At 72.1% G+C, this 11824-nt stretch carries 9 protein-coding genes; 2 read left to right on the forward strand and 7 right to left on the reverse strand.

Translation table 11 applies throughout. The features are described from left to right. Positions 1-132: 132 nt before the first annotated feature. The 5 genes from DFJ68_RS14025 to DFJ68_RS14045 all read right to left on the reverse strand — a co-directional run bounded on the left by DFJ68_RS14025 (position 133) and on the right by DFJ68_RS14045 (position 6828). Positions 133-1278: a sugar phosphate isomerase/epimerase family protein gene (locus DFJ68_RS14025; RefSeq protein WP_121034155.1), complete on the reverse strand. Its 1146-nt coding sequence runs from the start codon at positions 1276-1278 to the stop codon at positions 133-135. A 226-nt stretch (positions 1279-1504) separates the two neighbouring features. Beyond that, positions 1505-2821 carry a Gfo/Idh/MocA family protein gene (locus DFJ68_RS14030; RefSeq protein ID WP_121035394.1) on the reverse strand — a complete coding sequence of 439 codons (1317 nt, stop codon included), beginning with the start codon at positions 2819-2821 and terminating at the stop codon, positions 1505-1507. 83 nt (positions 2822-2904) lie between these two features. Beyond that, positions 2905-3978, reverse strand: coding sequence for a substrate-binding domain-containing protein (locus DFJ68_RS14035; RefSeq protein WP_121034157.1), 1074 nt, complete (start codon positions 3976-3978; stop codon positions 2905-2907). 208 nt (positions 3979-4186) lie between these two features. Continuing rightward, positions 4187-5305 (reverse strand): ABC transporter permease, encoded by a 1119-nt coding sequence (locus DFJ68_RS14040; protein ID WP_121034159.1) that lies wholly within the window; start codon positions 5303-5305, stop codon positions 4187-4189. Then, the gene (locus DFJ68_RS14045) at positions 5302-6828 is read right to left on the reverse strand and encodes a sugar ABC transporter ATP-binding protein (RefSeq protein WP_245963658.1); all 1527 of its coding nucleotides are present in this window, start codon (positions 6826-6828) and stop codon (positions 5302-5304) included. Before DFJ68_RS14045 ends, DFJ68_RS14040 begins: the two co-directional genes overlap by 4 nt. Before the next feature lie 108 nt (positions 6829-6936). Here DFJ68_RS14045 and DFJ68_RS14050 point away from each other — a divergent pair, with 108 nt between their 5' ends. Together DFJ68_RS14050 and DFJ68_RS14055 are read left to right on the forward strand one after the other, a co-directional pair. Further along, positions 6937-8223 carry an ROK family transcriptional regulator gene (locus DFJ68_RS14050; protein WP_211333370.1) on the forward strand — a complete coding sequence of 429 codons (1287 nt, stop codon included), beginning with the start codon at positions 6937-6939 and terminating at the stop codon, positions 8221-8223. Between the two features lie 671 nt (positions 8224-8894). Then, positions 8895-9713 (forward strand): HAD-IIA family hydrolase, encoded by an 819-nt coding sequence (locus DFJ68_RS14055; protein ID WP_372498842.1) that lies wholly within the window; start codon positions 8895-8897, stop codon positions 9711-9713. A gap of 10 nt (positions 9714-9723) precedes the next feature. Here the strand turns inward: DFJ68_RS14055 and menC are convergent, their stop codons facing one another. Further along, positions 9724-10842 (reverse strand): o-succinylbenzoate synthase, encoded by a 1119-nt coding sequence (menC, locus tag DFJ68_RS14060; protein WP_121034168.1) that lies wholly within the window; start codon positions 10840-10842, stop codon positions 9724-9726. Further along, the gene (locus tag DFJ68_RS14065; RefSeq protein ID WP_245963659.1) at positions 10839-11786 is read right to left on the reverse strand and encodes a hypothetical protein; all 948 of its coding nucleotides are present in this window, start codon (positions 11784-11786) and stop codon (positions 10839-10841) included. Before DFJ68_RS14065 ends, menC begins: the two co-directional genes overlap by 4 nt. Positions 11787-11824 lie beyond the last annotated feature (38 nt).

Consider the following 11824-nt stretch of genomic DNA (forward strand, 5'->3'; position numbering starts at 1 on the left):
CGGTCCCCGGGTGAGCGCGCCGCTGCAACGGCACTGCGCTCCCCGGGGGCCGGTGCTGCATCCGGGCGGCGTCGCACCGGCCGGGCACCGGTGGGTGCGACCGGCACGACGCCGCGCGGGTGCGGGAGGCCATCACTTGCGGAGGGTGGCCATCATGTCGTAGCTGAGCTCGGCGAGCTGGAGCGACTGAGCCGGGTTCTCCGTGCTCGGCGCCGTGTCCTGCTCCCACATCGGGTTGTGGTAGCCCGAGGGACCGCCCGTGCTGCTGAGGAACGTGCGGTAGTCGATGTCCCCGAGGCCGAACGGCGTCATCTCCCAGCCGTTGGGCAGGTCGGGACGGGAGTCACCGTCCTTGGCGTGGAAGAGGGGGAAGCGCTTCGGCTGCGCCTGGACGACGGCGAGCGGGTCGAAGAGGTCCTCGACCATGCTGCCGTCGGCCGCGGTGTAGGCGACGTGCTTGAACTTGGCGACGTGCGCCCAGAAGATGTCCATCTCGAGGAAGACGTAGCGCGGGTCGGTGCGCTGCAGGAAGTACTCGAGACGGCGGATGCCCGAGGACGCCGTGTACTTGCCGGCCTCGTCGAGCGGCCCGCTGTCCTTGAGGAAGCCGTACGCCGCGTCGTGGTTGTGCGTGTAGAGACGCAGGCCGTTGCGCTGCGCACGACGACCGAGGAAGTTCCAGCGGTCGGCCGCGGCGTCCCAGTCGGCCTTCTGGTCGCTGCTCGTCGGGTCGCTGCCGGTGCCGATGTGCTTCATGCCGAGGATGTTCGCGACCTCGCAGAAGGTGTCGAACGCCGTCAGCGTCTCGGGGGTGATGGTCGAGGGGATCGACCCGTGGTTGCCTTGGGCCTTGAGACCGTTGGCGTCGAGCCACGTGCGCAGCAGCTTGGCGCCCTCCACGCTGTTGACGTCTCCGCCGGGCGCGTTGACGCTCTGGCGGAAGCCGGCGAACTCGATCTGCTTGTAGCCGATGCGCGAGAGCTCCTCGAACACGGCCTTGAAGCCGGATGCGTACGGGCTCGTGGCGGGGTCGCGGCTGATGGCGTCGCGCACCGTGTAGAGGATGATGCCGCGCTTGCCGCGCGGGATGACGAGCTCGCCGGAGACGGCGGCCTTCGCCTGGCCGGCGGCCGAGGCGACGCCGGGGGTCAGGGCGACGGCGGCGCCGACTCCCATGCTGGCGGCGAAGAACTGGCGGCGGTTGAGGCCGAGCTTGCGCGCGAGCTGGCGCGGGGCCTCGTCGGCCTGGTCGACCTCGGTGACGTCGTTGTCGTGCATGGGTGAGTGCTCCTTCTGGAATGACAGAGACGGTTCATGCGGTGCTGCGGTTCTGCTGTGCTGCTGCGGTGCTCGTGGTCCCGCGGCTGCGGGGCGCTCGTCCTTTCGCGGCGGCGCGGTCGGCTCGGACGGGGAGGGTGGCCGTCGCCCGTCCTGCAAGTCGGGTGACGGCCGGTGTGGAGGGGCGGCGGTCTGTGGGGCGGTCTGACGCGTCGGCGGTGCGCGGTCAGACGTGGGAGGAGACGCGGATGCCGTCGGCGGCGGCGAGGTGCCCGTCGTCCGTCGCGGCGGGGTGGGCGCCGGTGACGTCGGTGATCTCGTCACCGGGCCGACCGGCATCCGTGCCGGCGGGTTCGACCGGCGTCCAGGCACTCTCGTGCTCGGCGCTGCTCTCGACCGCTGCGATCACCCGCTGGATCTGCAGGCCGTCGGCGAACGAGGGCGTCGGGTCCTGGCCCGCGGCGATGGCGTCGAGCAGGTCGACCGCCTGGTGCGTGAAGCCGTGCTCGTAGCCGAGCACGTGGCCCGGGGGCCACCAGCCGGCGACGTAGGGGTGGCTCGCCTCGGTGACGAGCACCCGGGTGAAGCCGCCCTCGCGCGGGTCGAGCGAGGCGTCGTGCACCTGCAGGACGTTCATGTCCTCGAAGTCGAAGGCGATCGAGCCCTCGGTCCCGTTGATCTCCAGGCGGATCGCGTTCTTGCGGCCGGTGGCGTAGCGGGTGGCCTCGAAGGTCGCGAGGGCCCCACCGCTGAGGCGCGAGACGAAGACCGCCGCGTCGTCGACGGTGACGTCGCCCATCGGGGCCGAATGGTCGGCGGTGCCACCGGTGATGCCGCTGCCCGCCCCGCCACCGGCGAGGGGGCGCTGCTTGACGAAGGTCTCGGTGAGGGCGGAGACGCCGGTGAGGGTCTGCCCGGTGACGTGCTGGGCGAGGTCGACGATGTGGGCACCGATGTCGCCGAGGGCGCCGGAGCCGGCGCGCTCCTTCTGCATGCGCCACGTCATCGGCGAGCTCGGGTCGACGAGCCAGTCCTGCAGGTAGGCGCCACGGACGTGGAGCACCCGGCCGACGCGGCCCTCGGCGACGAGCTGCCGGGCCAGGGCGATGGCCGGGACGCGGCGGTAGGTGAAGCCCACCATCGACCGGATCCCCTGTGCGGCAGCGGCTTCGGCCGCGCGGGTCATCTCCTCGGCCTCGGCGACGGAGTTGGCCAGCGGCTTCTCGCAGAGCACGTGCTTGCCCGCGGCGAGGGCCGCGATCGCGATCTCGGCGTGGGTGTCGCCCGGCGTGCAGATGTCGATGACGTCGACGTCGTCACGCTCGAGCAGCCGGCGCCAGTCGGTCTCGACGCCCTGCCAGCCGAAGCGGTCTGCGGTCTCCTGCGCGGCCTGCGCGTCGCGGCCCGCGACCACCGTCATGGCGGGGAGGGCGGCGGGGCTGAAGAAGCTGCGCGCGTTGCGCCAGGCCTGCGAGTGCGCCCGCCCCATGAAGGAGTAGCCGACCATGCCGACTCCGAGGGTGGGCTTGCTGCTGTGGGTCATGAGGTCCTCACGTCCGTGGGAGGGGTGTCGGTGCGCCGGGAGGGGGTGGTGCCCGGCCGTCGCCGGCCGGGCACCACCGCCGATCACGACTCGAAGCCGAGGGGCAGGTACTTCTCGACGTTCTCCTTGGTCACCACGGGGGCGTTGAGCACGACGCGCTTCGGCACCTCGACCTGGACGAGGTCGCTCACGCCCTTGTTCTGGGCGATGAGGCGGGCGAGGTTGATGCCGTCGGCGGCCTGGGTCGGCGGGTAGATGACCGTGGCGGCCATCTTGCCCTCCTGGATCCAGCGCATGGCGTTGGCCGAGCCGGCGCCACCGATGAAGACCATCTCGTGGCGGTTGGCCTGGTCGAGCGCGGCCATGACGCCGATGCCCTGGTCGTCGTCGTGGTTCCACATGATGTCGATCTTCGGCGCGGCCTGGATGAGGTTCGAGGCCTGGCGCTCGCCCGACTCGACGGTGAACTCGGCGGCGACGCGGTTGTCGACGTTCTGGCCACAGGCCTTGAGCGCGTCGGCGAAGCCCTTGCTGCGGTCCTGCGTCAGGGGCAGCGCGTCGATGCCGGCGATCTCGGCGATGACGGGGTTGCTGAGGTTCTTCTCCTTGACCTGCTCGCAGGCGTACGTGCCGGCGGAGACGCCCATGCCGTAGTTGTCGCCGAGGATGGTCGTGCGGGCGGCGAAGGGGCTGCTGAACTCGCGGTCGACGTTGATGACCGGGATGCCGGCGTTCATCGCCTTGGTGGCGACGTCCGTCAGCGCGGCGCCGTCGGTCGGCAGCAGCACGATGGCGTCGACCTTGTCGTTGATGAAGGTCTCGATCTGGGCGATCTGCGCGCTGGCGTCGTTCGTGCCCTCGGCGACCTTGAGGTCGACGTCGGAGAACTTCTTCGCCTCCTCCTGGGCGGCGCTGTTGATCGCACCGAGCCAGCCGTGGTCGGCCGCGGGGCCGGAGAAGCCGATGGTGACCTTCTCGCCGGGGGCGTCGTTGCTCGAGCCGGCGTTGCCGGCGGGGGCCTGGGTCGAGCCGTTGCCGGCCGGTGCCGCTGCCTCGGGCGTGTTGCTCGTGCACCCGGCGGCGACGAGCGAGGCCGAGAGGGCGACGACCGCGACGGCGAGGGTGCGGGTGCGGGTACGGGCGGGTGCTGCGGTCACGCTGACTCCTATGTGAGCGGTGGTGCTGTGAGTTGGTGCTGTGCGGACTGCGATGGTGCGCAGGTCGTGCTGTGGATGCTGCTGGATGGTGCGGGTGAGTGGTGCTGTGCGGCTCGTGCCGGGCACCCCGGAAAGGCGCCGGCGGTGAGGCGGTCGTGCTGTGGTGCGGTGGTACGTCTGGTCGGCCGCGGCCGGTGGCGGTCCGGCGCTAGGTGCGGCTGGGGCGCGAGACCCGCTGCTGCAGCAGGACGGCGGCGACGATGATGGCGCCCTTGGCGACCGCCTGCGTCGAGGTGTCGAGGTTGTTGAGGGTGAAGACGTTGGTCAGCGTCGTGAAGATGAGCACGCCGATGACGGTGCCGACGATGGTGCCGCGACCGCCGCTGAGCAACGTGCCGCCGATGACGACCGCGGCGATGGCGTCGAGCTCGTAGAGCGTGCCGTGCGTCGAGGTGCCGGTGTTCGTGCGGGCCATGAGCATGACCGCGGCGAGACCGCAGGCGAGCCCGAGCAGGACGTAGAGGTACATCGTGTGACGCTGCACGCGGATGCCGGCGAGGCGGGCGGCCTCGGGGTTGCCGCCGACGGCGAGGGTGCGGCGGCCGAAGGTCGTGCGGTTGAGCAGCACCCAGCCGATGACCGCGACGACGGCGAAGATGATGACGAGCACGGGGATGCCGAGCACGCTGCCGCCGAAGAAGTTGATGAAGTCGCGGTCGCGCACGATCTGCGTGCGGCGCTGGGCGATGAGCTCGGCGAGCCCGCGGGCGGCGGCGAGCATCGCCAGGGTGGCGATGAACGCTGCGAGCTTGCCGTACGCGATGAGCACCCCGTTGACGAGGCCACAGACGGCGCCGACGACGAGGGCGACGAAGACGAGCACGATCCAGTGCGTGTCGGCCGCCAGGGTCTGCGTGGCGAGGGTCGTGGCCCACACCGACGAGAGGGCGACGATCGCACCGACCGACAGGTCGATGCCGCCACCGCAGATGACGAAGGTCATACCGATGCTGACGACGCCGATGACCGAGCCCGCTCGCAACACCGTGAGCGCGTTGGCCGTGCTGGCGAAGCGGTCGCCGCCGGTGACGATGCCGACGATGATCAGCACGATGAGGGCGATGACGAGCCCGGTGCTGCGACCGGCCGAGCCGCTGAGGAAGGCGCCGATGCCACCCTTCTCCCGCGGCTTCGCGTCGGCGGCCGCGACGGCCGGGCCGGTGCCGGCGAGACCGTGCGTGCCGCTGGGGTCGTTCGGCGGGTTCGCGCTGGGGTTGGCGTCGGTCGCCGCCGCGCCCTGGTCGGCCTTCGTGACGTCGGCGCTCATGCCGCGTCTCCCTTCAGGATGATGTCGAGGACGGCGTGCTCGTCGAGCTCGGTGGCCGGTCCCTCGTGCTGGATGGTGCGGCCGGCGAGGACCAGCACCCGGTCGGCGAGCCCGAGGACCTCGGGGATCTCGCTGGAGACGACGACGACGGCGACGCCGCTGTCGGTGAGGCGCCGGATGAGGGCGTAGATCTCGGAGCGGGCGCCGACGTCGACACCACGGGTGGGCTCGTCGAGGAGCAGGACGCGGCAGCCGCGGAGCAGCCACCGGGCCAGGACGACCTTCTGCTGGTTGCCGCCCGAGAGGGTGCGCGACTCGCGCTGGGCACCGCGCGGGCGGACGTCGAGCGACTCGAGGAGGCGGTCGGCCTCCTCGTTCTCGCTGCGTCGGTCGAGCATCCCGGCCTTCGAGAAGCGGGTGAGGCTGGCGAGGCTGATGTTCGAGGCGAGGGAGGCGCCGAGGATGAGCGCCTGGCTCTTGCGCTCCTCCGGGGCAAGCCCGATGCCCGCCGCGACGGCCGACGTGATGGAGCCGCCCTTGAGCTTCTCGCCCCCGACGCTCACCGTGCCGGAGCTCGCCTTGCGGGCGCCGAAGATCGTCTCGACGATCTCCGACCGGCCGGCGCCGACGAGGCCGGCGATGCCGACGACCTCACCGGGTCGCACGTCGAAGGAGATGTCGTGGAACTCGCCGACGCGGGTCAGGCCTTCGACGCGAAGGAGCGGCGCGGCATCCTCGATGTGGCTGCGGTCGGGGAAGACGTTCTCGACGGTTCGACCGGTCATGTGCCGGATGAGCTCGGTCGTCGGGGTGGTCTTGGCGTCGAGGCCGGTCGTGACCGTCTTGCCGTCCTTGAGGACGGTGACCCGGTCGCCGATCTGGCGGATCTCCTCGAGGCGGTGCGAGATGTAGATGATGGCGACACCCTGGTCGGTCACCTCGCGCACGACGGCGAACAGCTGCTCGACCTCGCCCGCGTCGAGCACGGCCGACGGCTCGTCCATGATGATGAGCTTGGCGTTGCGCGTGAGGGCGCGGGCCATGCTGACGATCTGCTGCGACGCCGCGGAGAGCGAGCCCACCTCACGGGTCGGGGCGATCTCCGGGTGCCCGAGGCGGGCCATGAGCCGGCGCGCCTCCTTGTTGGCGGCGCCGCGCTGCGAGAAGCCGAACCGCGCCTTCTCGTGACCGAGGAAGAGGTTCTCGGCGACGGTGAGGCCGCCCACGAGGTCGAGCTCCTGGTACATCGTCGCGATGCCGATGTCCATCGACGCCTGCGGGTTGTTGAGGCGGACGGTCTCGCCCTCCCACTCGATCGTGCCCTCGTCGCTCTCGTGGACGCCGGCGAGCGTCTTGATGAGCGTGCTCTTGCCGGCACCGTTCTGGCCGAGGAGGCAGTGCACCTCGCCGGCGCGGACGTCGAGGTCGACACCACCGAGCGCGACGACGCCCGGGAAGCGCTTGACCACGCCGGTCATGCGCAACAGGGGTGCGCTCGCTTCGTCTCTTCCTTGAGAGGTCATGGGTCACACCGTGGACCACTTTTGTTCGGAGGTCAAGCAAAAGTTTTTTTACGTTCGTCTGAAGGTCGCCGGATGGAATGCTTAAGCCGTCGATGCTTTACTGCCTGCATGCGTGCAGCAGGAGGGGTCTCGGGCCCGCCCGTACCCTCGAACGGGGCGGGCGAGCTGCTCCAGCTGCTCCGTGACGGTCGGCCGCGTACCCGCGCCGAGCTCGCGAAGCTGACCGGTCTGGCCCGGTCGACGGTGGGCCAGCGCGTCGACGCCCTGCTCGCGACAGGCCTGCTCGGACCCGTCGGAGAGGCTGCGTCGACGGGTGGGCGACCACCGGTGCGGTTCGCGTTCAACCCTCAGGCGCGGGTCGTCGTCGGCGCCGACATCGGCGCCACCCACGGCCACGTCGCCCTCACCGACCTCCTCGGCCGACCCCTCTGCGAGATCGCCGAACCCATCACCATCACCGACGGACCCGCCCCCGTCCTGGACTGGCTCGCCACCACCATCGAACGCCTCCTGACCCAGTCCGGACGCGACCGCACCGACCTCGTCGGCATCGGCATCGGCCTGCCCGGCCCCGTCGAACACTCCACCGGCCGCCCCATGCAACCCCCGATCATGCCCGGCTGGGACCGCTACGACGTCCCCCACCACCTCGCCACCGCCCTCCGGCTCGACACCGGCTTCCCCACCGGCAGCTCGGCCGGCTCACCCGGGTCGGCCACCGGGCCCGTGCCCGTCCTCGTCGACAACGACGTCAACATCATGGCCCTGGGCGAACACGCCGCCGCCCACCCCCACGTCCAACACCTGCTCTTCGTCAAGGTCGCCACCGGCATCGGCGCCGGCATCATCTCCGGCGGCCGCCTGCACCGCGGCGCCGTCGGCGCCGCCGGCGACCTCGGCCACGTCGCCGCCCCCGGCCACGCCCAGGTCCTGTGCCGCTGCGGCAACACCGGCTGCCTCGAAGCCGTCGCCGGCGGACCCGCCATCACCACCAGCCTCCACGCCCACGGCATCACCGCCACCAGCAACGAGGACATCGTCCAGCTCGTCCGCTCCGGCTCCATCCCCACCGCCCACGCCGTCCGACAAGCCGGACGCACCATCGGCGAGGTCCTGGCCACCTGCGTCTCCCTGCTCAACCCCTCCGTCATCGTCATCGGCGGCTCCCTCGCCGGCGCCGGAGAGTCCCTCATCGCCGGCGTCCGCGAAGTCGTCTACGGCCGCTCCCTCCCCCTGGCCACCGGAGACCTCCAGATCGTCCCCGCCACCACCGGCCGCCAAGCCGGCGTCATCGGCGCCGCCACCATGGTCACCCAACACGTCCTCACCGCCGACCGCATCGACCACGCCATCGCCACCCAGTCGATGTCGCACGCCGCGAGCGCCACCGCCTGAGTGGAGGTGGTGCGCGACCACTGACGGTCGCCGACCACCTCCACCCGCACCACCCGGCATCCGGTCGAGGTATTACGTCGCGCCCCACCGCGACCGCCCACCTCGACCGACGCCACCCGGCACCGGGTCGAGGTATCACGTCGCGCCCCACCGCGACCGCCCACCTCGACCGACGCCACCCCGCATCCGGTCGAGGTAATCGCTCGCCCCACCGCGACCGCCCACCTCGACCGAACCCAACCCGAGCGCCACCGCCTGAGTGGAGGTGGTGCGCGACCACCGACGGTCGCCGACCACCTCCACCCCGCCACCTCGCTCCGGTCGAGGTATCACGTCGCGCCCCACCGCGACCGCCCACCTCCAACCCCGCCACCCGGCACCGGGTCGAGGTAATCGCTCGCCCCACCGCGACCGCCCACCTCGACCGAACCCAACCCGAGCGCCACCGCCTGAGTGGAGGTGGTGTGCGACCGCCGACGGTCGCCGATCACCTCCACCCGCACCACCCGGCCTCCGGTCGAGGTATTACGTCGCCCCCCACCGCGACTGCCCACCTCGACCGACGCCACCCCGCATCCGGTCGAGGTATTACGTCGCGCCCCACCGCGACTGCCCACCTCGACCGAACCCCACCCGAGCGCCGCCGAGCCGGGTGCCGGTGGGCGAGCACAATGGGGCCCATGACCGCCCCGCGCACCGTCGAGACCTGGCTGACCGACATGGACGGCGTCCTCGTGCACGAGGAGGACGCGATCCCCGGGGCGGCCGAGCTCGTGCAGGCCCTGCGGCGCTCGGGCATGGGCTTCCTCGTCCTGACCAACAACTCGATCTTCACCCCGCGCGACCTGCGGGCCCGCCTGCTGCTCAGCGGGATCGACGTCCCCGAGTCGGCCATCTGGACCTCCGCCCTCGCGACCGCCCAGTTCCTGCTCGACCAGCGGCCCGACGGCACCGCGTACGTCGTCGGCGAGGCGGGCCTCACGACCGCGCTGCACGACGTCGGCTACGTCATGACCGACCGCGACCCCGACTACGTCGTGCTCGGCGAGACCCGCACCTACTCCTTCGAGGCGATCACCAAGGCGATCCGGCTCATCGAGGGCGGCGCGCGCTTCATCGCCACCAACCCCGACCCGAGCGGACCGAGCCCGGCCGGCACGCTGCCGGCCACCGGCTCGGTCGCCGCCCTCATCTCGACGGCGACGGGCCGGCAGCCGTACTACATCGGCAAGCCCAACCCGCTCATGATGCGCAGCGCCCTCAACCGCCTCGACGCGCACTCGGAGACGACGATCATGGTCGGCGACCGCATGGACACCGACATCATCAGCGGCCTCGAGGCCGGCCTGCGCACCGTGCTCGTGCTGACGGGCTCGACGCAGCGCCACCAGATCGAGCAGTTCCCCTACCGGCCCAGCCGCGTCGTCGACTCGGTCGCCGACCTCGTCCCCTTCGTCGAGCAGAGCGCCGCCGGCCGGGCCGAGGCCTGAGCGACCCCCGTCAGAGCGCCACCTCCGCGGAGGTGGCGCCGAGGCGGGCGAGACGCTCGCGGTCGGGCTCGAGCCCCACCCCCGGCTGCGTCGTCACGGCGACGCGACCGTCGTGCATCTCGACCGGCGTCGTGATGTCGTCGCGGTAGAAGCGGTTCGAGCCCGAGATGTCGCCGGGCAGGGTGAAGCCGGGCAGCGACGCGAGCGCGGCGTTCGCCGAGCGGCCGAGACCCGTCTCGAGCATCCCCCCGCACCACACCGGGATGCCGTGGGCGCGGGCGAGGTCGTGGATGCGCGCCGCCTCGAGGTAGCCGCCCACACGACCGGGCTTGACGTTGATGACCTGTGCCGCCCCCATGACGATGGCGTCGGCGGCCGAGCGGGCCGACACGATCGACTCGTCGAGGCACACGGGCGTGCGCAGCCGGGTGGCGAGCACGGCGTGCTGGCGCAGGTCGTCCTCGGCGAGGGGCTGCTCGATGAGCAGCAGGTCGAACTCGTCGAGCGCCCGCAGGGTCGCCGTGTCGGCGAGGCCGTAGGCGGCGTTGGCGTCGACCTGCAGCAGCACGTCGTCGCCGAACTCGCGCCGCACCGCACGCACCGGCAGGGCGTCCCACCCGGGCTTGATCTTCAGCTTGATGCGCGCGTACCCCTCCTCGAGGTAGCCGCGCACGGCGTCGAGCAGCGCCGGCACCGTGTCGTGGATGCCGACCGAGACACCCGAGGGCACGGATGCCGTCGTGCCCCCGAGGTACTCACCGAAGCTCTGCCCCCGGGCCCGCAGCTGGGCGTCGAGCACCGCCATCTCGAGGCTCGCCTTGGCCATGGGGTGGCCGACGACGTGGCGCAGGTGGTGCCCCACGGTCTCGGCGGTCAGGTCACCGACACCGGCGAGGGTCGGGGCCAGCCAGCGGCGGATGACCTCCTCGCACCCGTCGACGTGCTCGGCGGAGTAGAGCGGGTCGCTCATGGCGACGTTCTCGCCCCAGCCCGTCACCTCGTGCCCGTCGACGTCGGCCGTCACCTCGACGAGCATGACGTGACGCACCGTCTGGGTCGAGAACGAGGTGGTGAAGGGGCTGACCAGGGGCAGGTCGACCCGGTGCAGCCGCATCGCGGTGAGCTTCATGCGCGTCCTTCCAGGACGTAGTGGTGGTCGTCGAACCCGACGATCGTCAGGCCCGCCGCCAGGGCGGTGGTGAGGGCGTCGCGGACGGCGAGGCGCCACTTGAGCGCGAGCGCCGGGTCGGTGCGTCGCAGGCCCTCGATGTCGGCCGGGACGCCCACGCGGGCAGGACCCCCGGCGGGGTCGAGCGCGGTGGATGCCGGGTGGCCGCCCTCGTCGCGCAGCAGGACCCGGGCGGTCGGCTCGCTCACCTCGTGGCGCTCGGCGGTGAGCAGGTCCCACCGCACGAGCAGCCGGTCGCTGGGGTCGCCCCGGTTGAGGGCGTCGTCCATGGGTCCGTACACGTCGACGAGGTAGCGCTCGGCGACGGCGCCGAGGGTGACGAGGTTGAGGTGGGCGTTGCGCGAGACGAGCGGGTCGAAGGTCCACAGCACCGACCGGATGCCGCGCTCGAGGCACCAGGCCCGCTGGTGCAGCTTCAGGGCGGTGCCCACGCCCCGCAGCGCCGAGCCGGGCAGCACGCCGGCGATGTGCGAGTGCAGGCCCTCGGGCCAGCGCGGGAAACCCACTGCGGCGCCGATGAGCTCGCCGTCGACGGGGGCGTCGCCGGCGTCGTCCGTGTCTGCGTCGGTGGCGGTGGCGGCGACCCCGACGAGGTAGCCGCCCGCCTCGTGCAGGGCCACCATGAGGCGCGGGTCGAGCTGCTGGTCGCCGGTCCGCCCCGCTGCGCTGCCGGTGCCCCAGACGCGGTCGAGCACCTCGGCGGCGGCGCGCATGTCGTCGATGCCGTGCAGCTCGCGCAACCGGACCCCGGCGCGACGGGCGGCGTCGCGGGCCCGGGCCCGGGCCGCCTCGACGACCTCCGGGGTCACGGCGGCGGTGGCCGGCGCCGGCAGCACGAGGGCCGGGGCGTCACCGACGGCAGCGGTGTCGGGGGCGACGGTCACGGGTCCTCCTCGGTTCGGCGTCCGTCCAGTGTCGCGAG

The sequence above is a fragment of the Terracoccus luteus genome (genome assembly GCF_003635045.1).
GTDB lineage: Bacteria > Actinomycetota > Actinomycetes > Actinomycetales > Dermatophilaceae > Terracoccus > Terracoccus luteus.